The sequence below is a fragment of the Streptomyces pilosus genome, assembly GCF_014649835.1.
Classification (GTDB): domain Bacteria; phylum Actinomycetota; class Actinomycetes; order Streptomycetales; family Streptomycetaceae; genus Streptomyces; species Streptomyces pilosus.
In genome coordinates, this window is record NZ_BMTU01000003.1 from 441,837 (window position 1) to 460,668 (window position 18,832).

The window sequence follows — 18,832 nt, forward strand, 5'->3', positions numbered from 1 at the left end:
CGCGCCAAGCCCCCACCCACCCGCACCCACCGACGACGCTGCCCCCTGCCCCCCCAGGGGCGCGGGGAACTGCGCGCCAAGCCCCCACCCACCCGCACCCGCCCAAGGCCCCGCCGCACCACGGCACTCAGGGGCGCGGGGAACTGCGCACACCTCACAACAACCACCCCGCCTCCCGCGCCGTACGAATCGCATCCACCCGATTCCGCGCGTTCAGCTTGGACACGACCGTCGTCAGATAGTTCCGCACCGTCCCCAGGGACAACCGCAGCAACCCCGCGATCTCCGCCGGGTCGTACCCCTCCGCGGCGAGCTGCAGCACCTCGGTCTCCCGCTCCGTCAGCGGCGTCTGCTCACTGTTCCACGTGTCCAGCGCGAGCTGCGGGTCGATCACCCGCTGCCCCGCCGCCACCCGTCTGATCGCGGACGCCAGTTCCCGCGGCGGCGCGTCCTTGAGCAGGTACCCGTGGACCTGGGCGTTGAGGGCCCGCCGCAGCGTGCCGGGCCGCCCCAGGTTGGTGAGGATCAGCACGCGGCACTCGGGCAGCCGCTCCCGCAGCCGGCCGGCCGCGGTCAGCCCGTCCACGCCGGGCAGGTCGATGTCGACGACGGCCACGTCGGGTCGGTGCTCCAGCGCGGCCGGCATGATCTCGTCACCGCGGGCGACCTCACAGACGACGGCGAGGTCGTCCTCCAGGCTCAGCAGGGCCACGAGCGCGCCGCGCACCATGTGCATGTCCTCGGCCAGCAGTATGCGGATGTCCACGGCGGAAACTCCTTAGTGAGCGTGGGGGGCGCCTGGGGTGTCGGCGTTCACGGCCCCGGAGGGGGCGACGGCGGCTCGAAGTCAGGCCGCCGGGCCGCTCTGCGGCAGTGAGGAGGTCCCCTCGGGTTCCCAGAGGTCCGCCTCCTCGGTGGTGCCGCGGCGACCGCACGGGGCGGACACCGGGGCCTCGGCCATCAACTGGAACGTCCCGTCCTGCCCGTGCTCGACCACCAGGCGGCCGGTGACCGAGTGCAGCCGCATCCGGAGGTTCTCCAGCCCCGCCCCGCCGTGCTGCGAGCTGTCGCGGTGGGCCGGGTCCACTCCGTCGTTGGCGACGGCCAGCCGCACCCGCCCGTCGCGCTGGACGGCCTCGATGGAGCAGTGGGAGGCCCGTGAGTGGCGGAGCAGGTTGGTGATCGCCTCCCGCAGCACGGCCGCCATGACGGCGTTGACCTCGGGGCTGAGCTCGTCGAGCTGCACCCGGGCCGTCACCTTCATGTCGGTGTCCTTCAACAAAGCCGTGACGGACACCAGTTCGGTTCGCAGGGACATGTCACGCAACCCCCGGGACACCCGGCGCACGTCCGCCAGCGACTGCCGGGCCAGCCCGAGGACGTCCTCGACCTCCGCCTTGGCGCGCTCCGGATGGGTCAGCACGAGCCGGTGGATGAGCTCGGTCTTCAGCGTGATCGCGGAGAGGCTGTAACCGAGCAGGTCGTGCAGGTTGCGGGAGATGCGCAGCCGTTCCTTCGTCACGGCCATCCGCGCCATCTCGTTCTTGGTGTCGTGCATCTGCTGCACGAGGGCGGACAGCCGGGAGAGGCCGTAGACGACGAGGCCGGTGAGCAGGGTCGACTGGAGGAGGTAGAGGCTGTCGATCGCGGGCCGTCCTTCGATCGCGGGCGGCGCCAGCATGCTGAGTCCGACCGCGCCGTGCAGCGGCCAGGCCAGTCGTGGGGGCAGGAGCAGCAGCAGTGAACCGGAGAGGAATCCGGCCATGGCGCCCCAGTGCGAGTCGTATACCAGGAACGGCAGGTAGGTGAGCAGCGTCTGGGCGGCCAGACTCGCCGACTTGTGGGCGATGGGCGCCTGTTCGGCCCCGGGGCGGGAGTGCCGTAACTGGAGGACGAAGATGGCGGCTAGGCACAGCAGGGAGATCGCCTTGGGTAACGCGGCGAGGCTCGTGCCCGCGATGTTGAGGGCGGTGATACCGAGGTAACAGAGCAGGGCCGAGGTCAGGATGGCGGAGGCGAGGCGCGGAGCGAGGGTGATGTGCTGGGCGTCCCCCGACCGCGGTCTCCCCGAAGACTGCGGACGACGGGCTTCGGTCTGACTGAGCTCATCGGGAACTGGCATCCTCATCCTCGCGGCGTCGTCTGCTCACACCTGTCCACACTCGTGGGATCTTAAGCCTGCAGAGTAAAGAATCGGTGTCTGTTTCCCCACCTCAGTTTGCAGCTGCCAAACGGAAGGGTAGAAGCGGCAATTCCGCTTTTCGGCTCCCTCTCCCGCACGCCGGCTCCCGTGCCCCCGCGGTGCGGCGCCTGAGATTTTCATACGAGATCCCGTGACGCACACACGGCGCCACCGGGACCCAGGCACTGTTTTCACCGGCGTCCCGGGCGCACTGTCGAGCGTGGTCCACGACGACACAGGCAGACGACACCGGCAGACGGGGCGATATCGATGCAGCGGATCCACTTCACAGGTACCGACTTCGCACGCGTCCGGCTGCGGAGCAGCACGGGCCCGCTCACCGAGGGTGTCTTCGCGCTGCGCCTGCTCACACACCCGTCATCGGGCGACACGTACACCCGCTGGCGGGTCGCCCTGCGCACCTCGCTGCGCGGCAACGCCCGCGCGGTGCTGTCGATGCGGCCCGACCGGACGGCCGAGCCGCTGCTGCGACTGCTGGAGCGCACCGGCCACGACGGAACGGCACTGGCCGGGCGGGGCGGCGACGGCGACGGCGGCGTCCAGGAGGTCACCCGGCTCGCGCTCACCGCCTGGCGCGCCGGGGTGTACCCGTACTGGGAGCACATGCGCGGACGCCTGGACGCGGTGTGCGCGGCGCACGGCAGGATCGCCGCCACCGGAGGCGTGGAGCACCTGCTGTCCACCCTGCATCCGCGAATACGGTGGAAGGCCCCCGTCCTGGAGATCGACGGCGGCCCCGACCGGGACATCCACCTGGACGGCCGGGGGCTGGTCCTCAAGCCCTCCGTGTTCCTGCCCGGCGAGGCGGGACGGGTCGTCGCCTGCGAACGCGACAGCGGGCAGACCGTGCTGGTGTTCGCCGCCGATCCGGTCCTCGTCGACGGCTGGGACGAGCTCCCCGAAGCCGGGGACACCGGGGACGACGGCGAATCCCGCGCCCTGAGCGCCCTGGTCGGCCAGACCCGGGCCGCCGCCCTGCGGGTGCTGACCGACACCTCCACCAACTCCGAACTCGCCGCCCGGCTCGGCGTCTCACCGGGCGTCGCCAGCCGGCACGCCACCGTCCTGCGGGAGACCGGCCTCATCACCACCAGACGGGTCGGCAGCAGCGCCCTGCACACCGTCACCCCGCTCGGCATGGCGCTGCTCGACGGACAGCTGCTCACCGGCCCGCCGTTCACGGCTGGACCCACCGGCCTGTCCTTCCCTCAGCAGGCCCGTTCCGCCTGAAAAGCGGACCCGCGGGGACGTGACATCTTCACACCGGGTCAGTGACGGCACCACTATTCGGCCCTTGTCCCGCTTTCGCACAATCCTCGTCGTAGGCACGTTCGACCGACCGACACGCTTCGACCAAGGAGACAAGGCACCGATGAGCGACATCGTGACGCGCCCCCACACTGCCGAGTCCGGCACGGCCACCCCCACCCCCGGTCTCGTGATCGAGAGCATGGACACCGTGGCCCCGCAGCACGTCGCCCTGTTCACCATCTGCGTCATGGCGGCGAACCCCGCCCCCGCGCCGGCCGCGAACGGGGACCTCGGAGCCTGATCCGTGACACGGGGGGAATCGACCATGACGGTCACCGATGACGCGAACCGGGTGGGCTTCAAGAGCCACTTACGGCCCGAACCGGCCCCGGACCAGGGCGTCTACCTGGTCTCCCAGAGCGGGGTCACCGCCCTGCGCGGAGAACACGCCGAAGTGCTCGTCCCCCTGCTGGACGGCAGCCGCAGCACGGCCGCCGTCCTCCGGGAGGCCTCCTCGGCGCTCTCCGCCGACGAGGCCCTCGGCTCCCTGCGGGCCATGGAGTCGGCCGGGCTGCTGCGGGTACGGCCGGCGGATCCCGCCGACGGTCCGGCGACCGGCGGCCCGCACGCCCCGGCCGACCCGGCCGCCGAGGCCTTCTGGGACCTCGCGGGACTGGACGGCGGCCGCGTACCCGCCACCCTCGCCCGCGCCCGGGTGCGGGTCGTCCCGCTGACCGGCACCGGACCGGAGGAGATGGGCGAGGCGCTGCGCGGCGCCGGACTCAACCCGGTGACCGGCCCGGACGCACCCGCCGAGCTGTCCGTGGTGCTCTGCGACGACTTCCTCTCGCCGCGGCTCGCCGACGTCGACGCGGCGCACCGCCGCGCCGGCACGGCCTGGCTGGCGGTCCGGCTGGGCTGGTCCGACCCGTGGGTGGGGCCGGTGTTCCGGCCGGACGACGGCCCCTGCTGGCACTGCCTGGCCTCCCGGCTGCGCGCCCACCGCCACTCGGAGGAAGTCCTCCGGCACACGCTGGGACGGCCCCGCCCGGTGCCGTTGCCCTCCGCGACCCTGCCCGTGGTCCGCGCACTCGCCCTGCACCTGGCGGCACTGGAGGCCGCCAAGTGGCTCGGCGGACTGCGCGGCCCCGAGCAGTCGGCCCTGCGCGTCCTGGACACCGCACGGCTCACCACGACCGCCCACCCGGTGTCCCGCATCCCCCAGTGCCCGTCCTGCGGCGACCCGGACGCGACCCGGCGACGCGTCCGGGCACCGTTCACCCCGGTGTCACGCCCCAAGACCGGCGGAACCGGCAACGGCCACCGCGCACTGACACCGGCCCAGATGCTGCGCCGCCACGGGCACCTGGTGGACCCCCTCACCGGCATCGTCAAGGAGATCCGGCGCGCCCCCGGCAGCCCGGACTTCCTGCACACCTACCTCTCCGGCCACAACCTCGCCATGCCCGGCCGCTCGCTCGCCGGCCTGCGCGCCGGACTGCGCAGCCTGAGCGGGGGCAAGGGCCTGACCGAGACCGAGGCCCGGGTGAGCGCCCTGTGCGAGGCGGTGGAACGGCACAGCGGCACCCGGCACGGCGACGAGCCGGTGATCCGCGACTCCCTGCGCGCCCTCGGCCCGGCGGCCCTGCACCCCAACACCTGCCAGCTCTACAGCGAGCGGCAGTTCGCCGAACGCGCCCGGTGGAACGCGAGCGGCTCACGCTTCCAGTACGTGCCCGAACCCTTCGACGGGACCCGGCCCACCGACTGGACCCCGCTCTGGTCGCTGACCGGGAACGAGCACCGGCTGCTCCCCACCTCGATGCTCTACTTCACCCCCGAGGCGTCCCCCGACGGCCTGTGGGCCGACTCCAACGGCAACGCCGCCGGCAGCAGCCCCGAGGACGCCCTCGTCCAGGGCTTCCTGGAACTGGTGGAGCGGGACGCCGTGGCGCTCTGGTGGTACAACCGCACCCGGCAGCCGGGCGTGGACCTCGACGCCTTCGACGAGACCTACCTGCCGGAACTGGTCGACGGCTACCGCACCGTCGGCCGCTCGGTGTGGGTCCTCGACCTCACCTCCGACTTCGGCATCCCCGTCATGGCGGCCCTGTCACGCCGTACGGACAAGCCCGCCGAGGACATCGTCTTCGGCTTCGGCGCCCACTTCGACCCCCGCCTCGCCCTGCGCCGCGCGCTGACCGAGATGGGCCAGCTCCTCCCCGCCGTCACCGGCGTCACGGACGGGGGCACCGGCTACCGCGTCGACGACCCGGACGCCCTCCACTGGTGGCGCACCGCCACCCTCGACACCCAGCCGTACGTCACCCCGGACCCGGCGGTCCCGCTCCGCCGCCCCGAGGACTGGACGTACACCCCCACCACGGACCTCCTGGACGACGTCACCCGGATCACCACCCTGGTACGCGAGCGCGGCATGGACCTCCTGGTCCTCGACCAGACCCGGGAGGACCTGGCCGTCCCGGTGGTCAAGGTCGTCGTCCCCGGCATGCGCCCCTTCTGGCCCCGCCTGGCCCCCGGCCGCCTCTACGACACCCCCGTGGCCCTCGGCCGCCACCCCACCCCCCTCCCCCCGCACCACCTCAACCCGATCCCCCTCTTCGTCTGACCCGGCACCCGGGCCCGACCTCGCGAGCCCCGTCCGCCCCCGAGGGCCTGCCACCCCCCCCCGCCCCGGGTATCCGCCCTCACATGCAGGCCCTCACCCCCCACTCCCACGACACCACGACCACCGTCGGGGCGTTCGCCCTGTCCCTCCTGATCGTCCTGGCCGTCGCCTGGTACCTCCACCAGCACATAGCCGCCCTTCCACCCGCCACCGCCCCTCGACTGGTACATGGACTACCTTTGGTACATGTCCATGAAGCGCACGAACGTCTACGCCGACCCCGCGGACCTGGCGATCATCAAGGAGGCCGCGAAGCGCCGGGGCATAAGCGAGGCCGAGATCATCCGCCAGGGCATCCACCTCGCGGCCATGGCGAACAGGGTCTGGGACGAGCCGCTGTTCTCGCGCACCTACGAAGGGACGGGGCGCACGCCGTCCAAGTCGGAGGTCCGTGACACGGTCGCCGACGCCGTCCGCCGCAGGACCGACTCGGATCCCGGAAACGCGGCATGATCATCGTCATCGCCGACACATCCGGTCTCATGGCTGCCCTGGACTCGGCTCACCCGGAACACACGGCGGCCAACGAGGCGATCATGGCGGCCGGCCTGCTGGTCATGTCCCCGCTGCTGCTGGCCGAACTGGATCACGTCGCCACACGCGAACTGGGCAGGGAGGCCGCCCTCGGAGCGGTCGACGACCTCCGGCGCTGGATGAGCCGCGGGCGTGTGGTCATGCCCGAGATCACCGAGGCCCACCTGGGCGCCGCGCAGTCCGTCCGTCTCCGCTACCGTGCGCTCGACCTCGACCTCGCCGATGCGGTCAACGTGGCACTCGCCGCCGACTACGACACGGACGCCGTCCTCACCCTCGACCGCCGTGACTTCCGGGCCGTACGCCCCCTGGGTCACCACAAGGCCTTCCGCGTACTCCCCGACGACCTCCCGATCTGACATGTCGACGAGGGCGAACAGGCGGCCAGGCAGACTCCGGAAGCCGTCACCGGTGTTCAGCCGGCTACGTCGACCCCCGTACCCGCGTGCGAGAACGTCGAGGCCATGGTCGTAGCCCTGCCCGACGGCACGTAGCCGCCCGACCCACACGACTTCGACAAGGTGCACGGTCCGGCCGATTCCGAGGCCGTGGCGGCCAAGCGTGCCCGGCTGACCGGAGGCGGCACGAACGCCGGAGCGGCCGCGTGAGCGGTGTCCTGGTCCTGGACAGCGAGGGCCTGGCGAAGGCCGTACAGCGTGATCGGGAACTCCATGAGTGGCTGACGGCGGCTCGCGACGCGGACCTGCCCGTGATCACCTCGGCGGCCGTGTTGGTCGAGGTGATCCATCCGAAGATCAACGACGCCGCACTGAAGTGGACCCTGTCCCGCCTGAGCGTCGAGCCCGTGACCCGAGCCGTCGCACACTCCGCTGCCGCCCTGCTGCGGGCAGCGGGCCTGCACCTCAGCTCGGGAAGCAAAGAGCATCTGGCCCTTCACACCCTCCCGGGCCTTCGGTGCCTTGTCGAGGCAGTCCGTCCGGGCAGGCCGATGACTGTTGCGGGACGCGATGCGGTCGACTACCTCTGCGATCACTGTGCGCACACGTGGTCATCTACGACGTCGTCAGGGTGGACCTCCCAGGGCTGATCGGCTAGTGCTCGGTTTCCTGCCTGGAGGGCTGATCGGACCGGCCACTACCAGCCCAGGCCGAGTAGAGGCCCAGGACCCCGACAGCGAGGGTCGCCACGGCCTCGGGATGTACGTCGAGCACGACGAGCCCAAGACCAGTCGTGAGCACCGAGACGAAGACGATCAAGTCGATTCCCCGTGGACGCTGGCGCATTGCGCAGTACCTTTCTGCATGTCCGCCGAGTTGCGGTGGGTCAACGGTGCGGGCAGCGCTCGGCGTTGCACCATCCGCAACAGTGTTGCCAGAGATTCGGCAACGTCCATGAGAGGTGCGAGTGGGGGAGTTACTGCCGCTTTCGGAGGGGCTACCGACCGAAGTGCGTGCGCTGTGCGGGGCCCTGCGGGACATGCTGGCGAGCCTGGACGTCTCAGTGCGTCGTTATGCCGCCCGACGCAGTCGCGATCCTGGAGCCGTCTCCCGTTACATGAGTGGCGCGAGGATCCCACCCTGGGATTTCGTGCTGGACCTGCTGAACGATGTTTCGGAGGTTCGGGGAATCGCGCCGACCCCAGAAGCTGTCGCAGTCGTCAAAGATATGCATCGCAATGCGCTGAAAGTCAGCAATTCCCCTGCCCATGCAGTGCTTCTCCTGCAGGACCAGCTCGCCGATGCGGACAGAGAAGCTCGTTCGGCGATTATCGAGCGGCAGGTACTCACGGGGGCATTGCAGGAGCGCCAGCGGCGGATCGCTGAACTGCAAGTGCAGATCAGCTATGCAGAGGCGCAGAGAGGTCGACAGGTCCGAGAGCTGACGGCCGAGGTTGAGGCGTACCAGAAGCAATTCGCCGGCCTGGCGTCGGAGCGCGATCGGCTCAGGACGATTGTTCGGCAGCTGGAGAGGCAGCTGCACGAAGCGAATAGCCGTGGTCTCGAAGCCGAGCAGCGCTGTGAACTGCTGGAACGACAGTTGGCCGCCATCGACGAGGAGGGTGCGAGCGGCGAGTGGAGCTCGCTGGCGAAGGTTGCCCGAATCTTGCTGGTCGACAGCAGGCCTGACAACCTTCTGGCCCTACGGGCGATTCTCGCGCCGTTCAACCATGATCTGCTCGAGGCCGGCTCGGGTGAACAAGCGCTGAGTGTCCTCGACTCCACCGAAGGGGTAGCCCTCATTCTCTTGTCCGCGGAGATGGAGAGAGGTATGGATGGGTTCGAGATAGCTGCGCACGTCAAACGCCGCATTCGAAGTCGCCGCATCCCCGTTATCTTTCTCACTGCCGAGAAACATGGGCCGCACTACACTTTCCGGGGGTATGCGGCTGGAGCCGTCGACTATATTTCCAAACCCTTCGACCCGTGGGTCCTGCGGGCGAAAGTTGCAGTTTTCGTCGAGCTGTACCGGCAACAGCAGCAGCGCACCGTTGACGGACTGGAATAGGACGTCAGCTCGGCTCTGCCTGGGGCGACGGTGGTCGAAGCGGTGGGGGTGCGGTGGCGACTCATGGTGTGCCCCGGTGCCTACGGCCCGATGCGACCTGCGGATCTGGCCGGCCTCCGCCGCCGGGACGACGATGTCGACGCCCTGCGCGTCCGGTTCCGCCTGGCCGAGCCGGAGCGGATGAGCGGCCGACGGGCCCAGGGCGAGACCGAGTCGGAGGCCGGGACCCGGACTGTGATCCACCAGCACTCCGACGAGAAGCGTTCCGGCACAGATCCGGCACGCGACGAGTGATCACAGCGGACAGCAAAAAGGCCCGGGTCGATGACCTGGGCCTTCCTCATGGAGCGGGTGACGAGAATCGAACTCGCGCTCTCAGCTTGGGAAGCTGATGTTCTACCATTAAACTACACCCGCGCACGATCCAGGCGCCGCCCGCGAGCGGTGTCCGGATGCTCGATCACTCTACCCCATGGCAGGCTCCCGGTGTTCAGAACCCGGGGGCCTGATGGCGTTTCAGGGATTGGATCCGGCTGCGGGGGGCAGTCGTCGGGGCGTACGGTGGAGCGGCGGTGTGGGTGTGGGGTGCCGCCTGGAGAGTCGTTCCTTTGATCCCGTAACGTGGCTTTTGTCGTCAGGGCAGCAAGCCAGGCGCGGTTCTTGGGGAAGGGACTCTTGGACTTGATGGAGCGCACCGTCGTCCGCTGTGCCGATGGGCACGTGTTCACCGCCACCTCGTTCCCGATGCAGCAGGCCGAGCGACTCGGCCCCGGCCGGCTCTTGCGGTGTCCGCGCTGTGCGCGGCTCCGCAGTGTCGTGCCGGTCAGCCTGCAGAGGCAGTAGGGACCGGGCGGTACAGGCAGAGGGCGCGGGCGCGCGGGGCGGCCGGTTGTGGGCGTTCCGCGCGCCTTGCGTATTCTCGGGGCGTGCTTCTCTCAGACAAGGACATCCGGGCCGAGATCGACGCCGGGCGGGTGCGGATCGATCCCTACGACGAATCCATGGTGCAGCCCTCCAGCATCGACGTACGCCTCGACCGCTTCTTCCGGGTGTTCGAGAATCACCGGTACCCCCACATCGACCCGTCGGTGGAGCAGTCGGACCTGACGCGGCTGGTGGAGCCGGAGGGGGACGAGCCGTTCATCCTGCACCCCGGTGAGTTCGTGCTGGCCAGTACGTACGAGGTCATCTCGCTGCCGGTCGACCTGGCGTCACGGCTGGAGGGCAAGAGCTCGCTCGGGCGGCTCGGGCTCGTCACGCACTCCACGGCCGGGTTCATCGACCCGGGGTTCTCCGGGCACGTGACGCTGGAGCTCAGCAACCTCGCGACGCTCCCCATCAAGCTGTGGCCCGGTATGAAGATCGGGCAGCTGTGCATGTTCCGGCTCAGCTCGCCGGCCGAGCACCCGTACGGCAGTGAGCGCTACGGGTCCCGGTACCAGGGGCAGCGGGGGCCGACGGCCTCGCGGTCGTACCTCAACTTCCACCGGACGCAGGTGTGAGCGGCGTGCGCGAGAACCTCAGCTACGAGCAGTTCGGCGTCGCCGTCCGTGAACTCGCCCAGACCATCGCCGACGACGGCTACCAGCCGGACGTGGTGCTGAGCATCGCGCGCGGTGGGGTGTTCGTGGCGGGCGGGCTGGCGTACGCCCTGGACTGCAAGAACATCCACCTGGTGAACGTCGAGTTCTACACCGGGGTCGGGACCACGCTCGAGATGCCCGTCATGCTCGCGCCGGTGCCCAACGCCATCGACTTCACCGACAAGAAGGTGCTGATCGCCGACGACGTCGCCGACACCGGCAAGACGCTCAAGCTCGTCCGCGACTTCTGCCTCGACGCCGTCGCCGAGGTGCGCAGCGCCGTCATCTACGAGAAGACGCAGTCGCTGGTGAAGTGCGAGTACGTGTGGAAGCGCACCGACGAGTGGATCAACTTCCCGTGGAGCGTCCAGCCGCCGGTGGTGCGGCGGGACGGGCAGGTGCTCGACGCCTGACGGCGGGCCGTGGTCATGCGGAAAGGGCTCCCCGAGGGGAGCCCTTTTCGTGTGGCCGTGTGGCCGTGTGGCCGGCAGGTCAGAACGTGCCGAGCTTCACGATCGACAGCAGGGCGACCAGCTGGATCGCCGACGCGCCCAGGGCCTTCGGCCAGGGGAGGTCGTGGGAGCGGCTGACCATGATCGTGAGGAGGGCGCCGGCCGCCACCCAGGTCGCCCAGCCGAGGAGCTGGACGAAGGAGGCGTCGCCGCCGGCGAACATGGCGACGACCAGGCGCGGCGCGTCCGTGATGGACATGATCAGCATGGAGAGGCCGACCGTGGGCTGCCAGGCGCCGTTGCCGCCGAGCTGGCGGGCCAGGGTGTGGGTGACCACGCCGAGGATGAAGGCGCTGAGGACCAGCGCGACGGCCGTCGTCAGGACGATCGGGACCGCGTTGGACAGGGTGGCGTTGATGGCGTCCTCGCGGGCGCCGTCGAAGCCGAAGACGGCGAGCAGGCCGTAGAGGAAGGTGACGACGAGGGCGGGGCCCCACATCGCGTAGTCGCGCATCTGGAAGAACGTCTGCGCGGGGGACAGGACGATGCCCTTCAGCAGGTCCTTCCAGCCCAGCCGGGGGCCGACCGGGCCGGGGTGCGGGGCCGTGCCGGCGTGGTAGGTCTCGCCCTGGGTGTAGGGGTCGTCGTTGACGGAGAAGGCCTGGGTGTGGCCCGGGTTGTTGGCCGCGTACGGGTCGTGGGGGGCGCCGTGGGAGCCGGGAGGGTAGGCGCCGTCGCCGAAGTACTCCGGCTCGCCGTAGCCGCCCGGACCACCGTGCCCACCGTGCCCGCCGTGCCCGTGTCCGCCGCGGCCGCCGTGCGGCTGCGGCCAGGGGCTGCCGCCCCCGCCGCCCGGTCCGTACGAGGGCGGCTGTGGCGCCTGCGGGTAGCCGTAGGACGGCCCCGGCGGCGTCTGCTGCCCGTGCGGGGGGTGTTGCGGTCGCGCGTTGGGAGCGCCGTTGTTGTTACGGCCGCGTCCGATCCTGAATCCAGCCACGTCATCGAACGTACCTGGTCCCGGGCTGCCGCGTGCCGGGCCCCGGCATTCGGGCGGGGCATTGCGGCCGAGCTGTGACATCCCCTAAGGGGTCGTCAGCCGGGGTGTCCGTCGTGCGGAGGGGACGGGGAGGGAGGCGTCCTCCGCGCGGGGGACGTGCGGGAACAGGCGAGGGCGGGCGAGGGCGGACCCGCGGGGACGAGCGGGCGCGAACCGAACGGGGACGAGCGGGCGCGAACCGAACGGGACGAGCGGGCGCGAACCCACGGGTACCAGCGGGAGCGGACCCGCGGAGAGGGGCGGGCGCGGGCGGGGCGGGACGGGGGTGAACACGGTGGAGGGGCCGCCCGGCTGGACGGCCCCTCCGCTGCACTCGCCTGCCGCTACTTCACCGGCTCCGGCTCGGGAGCGGGCTCGCTCTCCTCCTCGCCGGCCGGGTCGACCGGCGTCTTGACGGACTCCAGCAGCAGCTGGGCGACGTCGACGACCTGGATGGACTCCTTGGCCTTGCCGTCGTTCTTCTTGCCGTTGACCGAGTCGGTCAGCATGACGAGGCAGAACGGGCAGGCGGTGGAGACGATGTCCGGGTTGAGGGCGAGGGCCTCGTCGACGCGCTCGTTGTTGATGCGCTTGCCGATCCGCTCCTCCATCCACATCCGGGCGCCGCCGGCGCCGCAGCAGAAGCCGCGTTCCTTGTGGCGGTGCATCTCCTCGTTGCGCAGGCCCGGGACCTTGCCGATGATCTCGCGCGGGGGCGTGTAGATCTTGTTGTGGCGGCCCAGGTAGCACGGGTCGTGGTAGGTGATGATGCCCTCGACCGGGGTGACCGGGATGAGCTTGCCCTCGTCCACCAGGTGCTGGAGCAGCTGGGTGTGGTGGATGACCTCGTAGTCGCCGCCGAGCTGCGGGTACTCGTTGCCGAGGGTGTTGAGGCAGTGCGGGCAGGTGGCGACGATCTTCTTCGCCGACTTGGGCTTCTTCGACTCCTCGGTGAAGTTGCCCTCGTCGTCCATCTCCTCGCCGAAGGCCATGTTCAGCGCGGAGACGTTCTCCATGCCGAGCTCCTGGAAGAGGGGCTCGTTGCCGAGGCGGCGGGCGGAGTCGCCGGTGCACTTCTCGTCGCCGCCCATGATGGCGAACTTGACGCCCGCGATGTGGAGCAGCTCCGCGAAGGCCTTGGTGGTCTTCTTGGCGCGGTCCTCCAGGGCGCCGGCGCAGCCGACCCAGTACAGGTACTCGACCTCGGAGAGGTCCTCGATGTCCTTGCCGACGACCGGGACCTCGAAGTCGACCTCCTTGGTCCACTCCAGGCGCTGCTTCTTCGCCAGGCCCCAGGGGTTGCCCTTCTTCTCCAGGTTCTTGAGCATCGTGCCCGCCTCGGACGGGAACGCGGACTCGATCATGACCTGGTAGCGGCGCATGTCGACGATGTGGTCGACGTGCTCGATGTCGACCGGGCACTGCTCGACGCAGGCGCCGCAGGTGGTGCAGGACCACAGGACGTCGGGGTCGATGACGCCGTTCTCCTCGGCGGTGCCGATGAGGGGGCGCTCGGCCTCGGCGAGGGCGGCGGCGGGGACGCCGGCGAGCTGCTCCTCGGACGCCTTCTCCTCGCCCTCCATGGTCTTGCCGCCGCCGGCCAGCAGGTAGGGGGCCTTGGCGTGCGCGTGGTCGCGCAGGGACATGATCAGGAGCTTGGGGGAGAGGGGCTTGCCGGTGTTCCAGGCGGGGCACTGCGACTGGCAGCGGCCGCACTCGGTGCAGGTGGAGAAGTCCAGCAGGCCCTTCCAGGAGAACTGCTCGACCTGGGAGACGCCGAAGACGTCGTCGTCACCGGGGTCGGTGAAGTCGATGGGCTTGCCGCCGGAGGTCATCGGCTGGAGGGCGCCGAGGGCGGTGCCGCCGTCGGCCTCGCGCTTGAACCAGATGTTGGGGAAGGCGAGGAAGCGGTGCCAGGCCACACCCATGTTGAGGGTGAGCGAGACGACGATCATCCAGACGAACGAGGTCCCGATCTTGATCGTGGCGACCAGGTAGACCAGGTTCTGCAGCGTCTCGACCGACAGGCCGTCGAAGGCGAGGACCAGCGGGTACGAGGCGAAGTACGCGGGCTCGTATCCGTCCACGTGGTGCAGGGCGCCCTCGAGGCCGCGCAGCACGTAGATGGCGAGGCCGATGGTGAGGATGACGGCCTCGACGAAGTACGCCTGGCCGGACTTGGAGCCGGTGAAGCGGGACTTGCGGCCGGGGCGCGTCGGCAGGCTCAGCAGCCGGATGACGATGAGGACGGCGATGCCGATGACGGTCATGACGCCGATGAACTCGATGTACATCTCGAACGGCAGGAAGCCGCCGATGACCGGCAGCACCCAGTCGGCCTGGAAGAGCTGGCCGAAGGCCTGGGCGAGGGTCGGCGGCAGGGTCAGGAAGCCGACGGCGACGAACCAGTGGGCGATGCCGACGATGCCCCACCGGTTCATGCGGGTGTGGCCGAGGAACTCCCGCACCAGGGTCACACTGCGCTGGTAGGGATTGTCGGTCCGGGCGCCGGCCGGGACCGGCTGGCCCAGCTTGAAGTACCGGACGAACTGGCCGATCGCGCGTGCGAGCAGCGCAACGCCGACCACGGTCAGGACCAGCGACACGATGATCGCGGCGAGTTGCATGGGGGCTCCTCGGGCCTGCGAGGGGTTTCGAGAGGGATTCCGGGGGGTCCCGGGGGCTCCGGTACGGCTTCCCCGAGATTACTAAGCGGTAACTTATGCAGTCCGTTTGAGACTACCCCCATCTCCGGCCGCACTGTAGCCGGGCACGGGGTGATCTGAATCGCTGAGGGTTGCCTACCCGGGTGACCCCGGTGGGCGACCCGGCGGGCGCCCGGACGGGGGTCCCGGATGGCGTCCGGACGGGTGTCCCGGATGGCATCCGGGATCCGATCGTGTTATTCACGCCAAATCGGTCCATACGCCCCTAACTTATATCCGTGCTCTACGGGATCGCCGCCGCCGCCACCGCCCTGCTGCTGTCCGCCCTCCTCACGGCGGTGCTGCGGGCCCCCGCCCTGCGCCTGGGAATCCTGGACCGCAGACGGCGCAGGCCGCTGCCGCTGTCCGGGGGAGCCGCCGTCGCACTGGTCACCGGGCTGGTCGCGGCCGCCGGGGACGCGGCGGGCCTCGCGCCGCTCGGTACCGGGGTCGGGCGCCTGCTGACCGCCGCCGCCTGGGTGGGCGCGCTGGGGCTGGCCGTGGACGTGTGGCGGCTGCGGTGGTGGGTCCCGCTCGCCGGTACGGCCGTGGCGGCGGCGCTCGTCGTGCCGTACGGGGAGACCGGGGTGGCGGGCGGGGTGCTCGCCGCGGTGTGGATCGTGGCCGTCGCCGCGGGGTTCCGGGGGCTGGACCACGCCGACGGGCTGGCCGGCGGGGTGGGGACGGTGACGGCGTTCGCCGTGGCGGCCTGCGCGGCGGCGGAGCTGATGGACGGGGTCGCGGTGCTGCTGAGCGTGCTGGCCGCCGCGCTCGCCGGGTTCCTGCTGCACAACTGGTACCCCGCGCGGGCGGGGCTCGGGGCGGGCGGCTCGCTGTTCACGGGGTTCACCGTCGCCGCAGCGGCGGTGTTCGTCCGGGCGGGGCAGGAGGCCGGCCCGGGTGCGGGCGTGCTGTTCGCGCTCACCGCCGTGGTGTGCGCGGACGCCGTGCTGGTGCTGCTCGCCCGGCGGCTGGCCCGGTGGCCGCTCACCCGCCGGCGGCCGGACCACCTCGGGCACCGGCTGCGCCGGCTGGGGATCGCTCCCCGTGCGGTGGCCGTGCTGCCCGGTGTGGCCGCGCTGGGCGGGGTACTGGTCGGGGTGGGCGTGCACACCGGACGGATGTCCGGGGGTGCGGTGCTGTGGGTGGCGGCGGCCGCCGTCGTGGCGGTTCTCGCCCTCGTCCGCGTTCCCGTCACCCCCGCTTTCCGGGCCCGACAGCGGTCCTCCAGTGAATCGGCGCAGGTCACAAGCCAGTTGCGTGTAAGGAACGGATAAGAGTTGAGTCCGGCCGACTCAGCTCTGTTGACCCTGCGGCGGCCGTCATGCATGCTTGAGTCTGTTCCACTCAAGTCAGCTGGAGGAATCACAATGGCACGTGCGGTCGGCATCGACCTGGGCACGACTAACTCCGTCGTCAGCGTTCTGGAGGGCGGCGAGCCCACCGTCATCACCAACGCCGAGGGCGCCAGGACCACGCCGTCCGTCGTCGCCTTCGCCAAGAACGGCGAGGTGCTGGTCGGCGAGGTGGCCAAGCGCCAGGCGGTCACCAACGTCGACAGGACCATCCGGTCGGTCAAGCGCCACATGGGCACCGACTGGAAGATCGAGCTCGACGGGAAGCCCTTCAACCCGCAGCAGATCAGCGCCTTCGTGCTGCAGAAGCTCAAGCGCGACGCCGAGTCGTACCTGGGCGAGAAGGTCACGGACGCGGTCATCACCGTCCCGGCGTACTTCAACGACGCCGAGCGCCAGGCCACCAAGGAGGCCGGCGAGATCGCCGGTCTGAACGTGCTGCGCATCGTCAACGAGCCCACGGCCGCCGCCCTGGCGTACGGCCTGGACAAGGACGAGCAGGTCATCCTGGTCTTCGACCTCGGTGGCGGTACGTTCGACGTCTCGCTGCTGGAGATCGGCGACGGTGTCGTCGAGGTGAAGGCCACCAACGGTGACAACAACCTCGGTGGTGACGACTGGGACCAGCGCGTCGTCGACTACCTGGTCAAGCAGTTCCAGTCCGGGCACGGCGTGGACCTGGCCAAGGACAAGATGGCGCTCCAGCGCCTGCGCGAGGCCGCCGAGAAAGCGAAGATCGAGCTGTCCTCGTCCACCGAGACCACGATCAACCTCCCCTACATCACCGCCTCCGCCGAGGGCCCCCTGCACCTCGACGAGAAGCTGACCCGCGCCCAGTTCCAGCAGCTGACCGCGGACCTGCTCGAGCGCTGCAAGACGCCGTTCCACAACGTGGTCAAGGACGCCGGCATCCAGCTGTCCGAGATCGACCACGTCGTCCTCGTCGGCGGCTCCACCCGCATGCCCGCCGTCGCCGAGCTCGTCAAGGAGCTGACCGGCGGCAAGGAGGCCAACAAGGGTGTGAACCCGGACGAGGTCGTCTCCATCGGCGCCGCCCTCCAGGCCGGTGTGCTCAAGGGCGAGGTCAAGGACGTCCTGCTGCTCGACGTCACCCCGCTGTCCCTCGGCATCGAGACCAAGGGCGGCATCATGACCAAGCTGATCGAGCGCAACACCACGATCCCGACCAAGCGCTCGGAGATCTTCACCACGGCCGAGGACAACCAGCCGTCCGTGCAGATCCAGGTCTACCAGGGCGAGCGCGAGATCGCCGCGTACAACAAGAAGCTCGGGATGTTCGAGCTGACCGGTCTGCCGCCGGCGCCGCGTGGCGTCCCGCAGATCGAGGTGTCCTTCGACATCGACGCCAACGGCATCATGCACGTCACGGCGAAGGACCTCGGCACCGGCAAGGAGCAGAAGATGACCGTCACCGGCGGCTCCTCGCTGCCGAAGGACGAGGTCGACCGGATGCGCCAGGAGGCCGAGAAGTACGCGGAGGAGGACCACGCCCGCCGCGAGGCCGCCGAGTCCCGCAACCAGGGCGAGCAGCTCGTCTACCAGACGGAGAAGTTCCTCAGCGACAACGCCGACAAGGTTCCCGGCGAGGTCAAGACCGAGGTCGAGGAGGCCGTCGCCGAGCTGAAGGAGAAGCTCAAGGGCGAGGACACCGCCGAGATCCGCACCGCCACGGAGAAGGTCGCCGCCGTCTCCCAGAAGCTGGGCCAGGCGATGTACGCCGACGCCCAGGGCGCCCAGGCCGCCGGTGGCGCGTCCGCCGGTGCCGGTGAGGCGAAGGCGGACGACGACGTCGTCGATGCCGAGATCGTCGACGAGGACCGCAAGGACGGTGCGGCGTGACCGAGGAGACCCCGGGCTTCGACGAGCAGTCGCAGCAGCCCGACGTCCCCTCCGAGGAAGCCGAGCCGAAGGCCGCCGCCGCACCCTCCGAGGAGGAGGCGGCCCCGGCCGGGGACACGGGTGAGAGCGCCGCCCTGGTGGCGCAACTGGACCAGGCCCGCTCGGCGCTCGGCGAGCGCACGGCGGACCTCCAGCGCCTCCAGGCCGAGTTCCAGAACTACCGCCGCCGGGTCGAGCGGGACCGCGTCGCGGTCAAGGAGGTCGCCGTGGCGAACCTCCTGACCGAGCTGCTGCCCGTCCTCGACGACATCGGCCGCGCCCGCGAGCACGGCGAGCTGGTCGGCGGCTTCAAGTCGGTCGCGGAATCGCTGGAGTCCACGGTGGCCAAGCTGGGCCTCCAGCAGTTCGGCAAGGAGGGCGAGCCCTTCGACCCGACGATCCACGAGGCGCTGATGCACAGCTACGCGCCGGACGTCACGGAGACGACCTGCGTGGCGATTCTCCAGCCGGGGTATCGCATCGGCGAGCGCACCATCCGCCCCGCGCGGGTGGCGGTCGCCGAGCCCCAGCCGGGCGCGCAGACCGTCAAGCCGGCCGAGGAGAGCACCGAGGCGCAGGACGGTCCGGAGAACAAGGAGAGCGGTGGCCCCGAGGAGGGCTGACGCGGAAGCTGACGCAGGGAAGGAGGGACGTCGGGG

17 protein-coding genes and 1 tRNA gene are annotated in these 18,832 nt (G+C 70.4%); 13 read left to right on the plus strand and 5 right to left on the minus strand.

Annotation, left to right across the window (positions count from 1 at the left end; all coding sequences use genetic code 11):
• Positions 1-154: 154 nt before the first annotated feature.
• Both IE118_RS10180 and IE118_RS10185 read right to left on the minus strand, forming a co-directional pair.
• Positions 155-766 (minus strand): response regulator transcription factor, encoded by a 612-nt coding sequence (locus tag IE118_RS10180; RefSeq protein WP_189557432.1) that lies wholly within the window; start codon positions 764-766, stop codon positions 155-157.
• A gap of 81 nt (positions 767-847) precedes the next feature.
• Entirely contained in the window at positions 848-2,122 is a 1,275-nt protein-coding gene (locus IE118_RS10185) for a sensor histidine kinase (protein ID WP_189557433.1), read from the minus strand.
• A gap of 330 nt (positions 2,123-2,452) precedes the next feature.
• On the opposite strand from IE118_RS10185, the gene IE118_RS10190 reads away from it, so the two are divergent.
• The 8 genes from IE118_RS10190 to IE118_RS10225 all read left to right on the plus strand — a co-directional run bounded on the left by IE118_RS10190 (position 2,453) and on the right by IE118_RS10225 (position 9,437).
• Positions 2,453-3,433 (plus strand): ArsR/SmtB family transcription factor, encoded by a 981-nt coding sequence (locus tag IE118_RS10190; protein WP_189557434.1) that lies wholly within the window; start codon positions 2,453-2,455, stop codon positions 3,431-3,433.
• Between the two features lie 142 nt (positions 3,434-3,575).
• A complete protein-coding gene (locus tag IE118_RS10195) occupies positions 3,576-3,755 on the plus strand; it encodes a hypothetical protein (RefSeq protein ID WP_189557435.1) in 180 nt (59 codons plus the stop codon).
• A gap of 24 nt (positions 3,756-3,779) precedes the next feature.
• Positions 3,780-6,083 carry a TOMM precursor leader peptide-binding protein gene (locus IE118_RS10200; protein WP_189557436.1) on the plus strand — a complete coding sequence of 768 codons (2,304 nt, stop codon included), beginning with the start codon at positions 3,780-3,782 and terminating at the stop codon, positions 6,081-6,083.
• A 246-nt stretch (positions 6,084-6,329) separates the two neighbouring features.
• Positions 6,330-6,596 carry a ribbon-helix-helix domain-containing protein gene (locus IE118_RS10205; RefSeq protein ID WP_189557437.1) on the plus strand — a complete coding sequence of 89 codons (267 nt, stop codon included), beginning with the start codon at positions 6,330-6,332 and terminating at the stop codon, positions 6,594-6,596.
• Complete coding sequence (locus IE118_RS10210; protein ID WP_189557438.1) at positions 6,593-7,036, plus strand: PIN domain-containing protein; 444 nt, start codon at positions 6,593-6,595, stop codon at positions 7,034-7,036. The genes IE118_RS10205 and IE118_RS10210 overlap by 4 nt, the downstream gene beginning before the upstream one ends.
• Before the next feature lie 245 nt (positions 7,037-7,281).
• Positions 7,282-7,725, plus strand: a complete 444-nt coding sequence (locus tag IE118_RS34000) for a DNA-binding protein (RefSeq protein ID WP_229846743.1) — start codon at positions 7,282-7,284, stop codon at positions 7,723-7,725.
• 500 nt (positions 7,726-8,225) lie between these two features.
• A complete protein-coding gene (locus tag IE118_RS10220; RefSeq protein ID WP_229846744.1) occupies positions 8,226-9,143 on the plus strand; it encodes a response regulator in 918 nt (305 codons plus the stop codon).
• A 90-nt stretch (positions 9,144-9,233) separates the two neighbouring features.
• The gene (locus IE118_RS10225; protein ID WP_308431831.1) at positions 9,234-9,437 is read left to right on the plus strand and encodes a hypothetical protein; all 204 of its coding nucleotides are present in this window, start codon (positions 9,234-9,236) and stop codon (positions 9,435-9,437) included.
• A gap of 49 nt (positions 9,438-9,486) precedes the next feature.
• Here the strand turns inward: IE118_RS10225 and IE118_RS10230 are convergent.
• Positions 9,487-9,560, minus strand: a tRNA-Gly gene (locus IE118_RS10230).
• Positions 9,561-10,069: 509 nt separating this feature from the next.
• Here IE118_RS10230 and dcd point away from each other — a divergent pair.
• Positions 10,070-10,645 (plus strand): dCTP deaminase, encoded by a 576-nt coding sequence (dcd, locus tag IE118_RS10235; protein ID WP_189557440.1) that lies wholly within the window; start codon positions 10,070-10,072, stop codon positions 10,643-10,645.
• Positions 10,642-11,139 (plus strand): phosphoribosyltransferase, encoded by a 498-nt coding sequence (locus tag IE118_RS10240; protein WP_189557441.1) that lies wholly within the window; start codon positions 10,642-10,644, stop codon positions 11,137-11,139. Before dcd ends, IE118_RS10240 begins: the two co-directional genes overlap by 4 nt.
• Before the next feature lie 79 nt (positions 11,140-11,218).
• Here the strand turns inward: IE118_RS10240 and IE118_RS10245 are convergent, their stop codons facing one another.
• Together IE118_RS10245 and IE118_RS10250 are read right to left on the minus strand one after the other, a co-directional pair.
• Positions 11,219-12,256: a Yip1 family protein gene (locus tag IE118_RS10245; protein WP_189557442.1), complete on the minus strand. Its 1,038-nt coding sequence runs from the start codon at positions 12,254-12,256 to the stop codon at positions 11,219-11,221.
• Positions 12,257-12,558: 302 nt separating this feature from the next.
• Positions 12,559-14,841 carry a (Fe-S)-binding protein gene (locus tag IE118_RS10250; RefSeq protein WP_189557443.1) on the minus strand — a complete coding sequence of 761 codons (2,283 nt, stop codon included), beginning with the start codon at positions 14,839-14,841 and terminating at the stop codon, positions 12,559-12,561.
• Between the two features lie 317 nt (positions 14,842-15,158).
• Between IE118_RS10250 and IE118_RS10255 the strand changes: the two genes are divergently transcribed.
• The 3 genes from IE118_RS10255 to grpE all read left to right on the plus strand — a co-directional run bounded on the left by IE118_RS10255 (position 15,159) and on the right by grpE (position 18,796).
• A complete protein-coding gene (locus tag IE118_RS10255; protein WP_189557444.1) occupies positions 15,159-16,196 on the plus strand; it encodes an MraY family glycosyltransferase in 1,038 nt (345 codons plus the stop codon).
• 93 nt (positions 16,197-16,289) lie between these two features.
• Positions 16,290-18,134, plus strand: a complete 1,845-nt coding sequence (gene dnaK, locus IE118_RS10260; RefSeq protein WP_189557445.1) for a molecular chaperone DnaK — start codon at positions 16,290-16,292, stop codon at positions 18,132-18,134.
• Positions 18,131-18,796: a nucleotide exchange factor GrpE gene (grpE, locus tag IE118_RS10265; RefSeq protein WP_189557446.1), complete on the plus strand. Its 666-nt coding sequence runs from the start codon at positions 18,131-18,133 to the stop codon at positions 18,794-18,796. Before dnaK ends, grpE begins: the two co-directional genes overlap by 4 nt.
• Positions 18,797-18,832 lie beyond the last annotated feature (36 nt).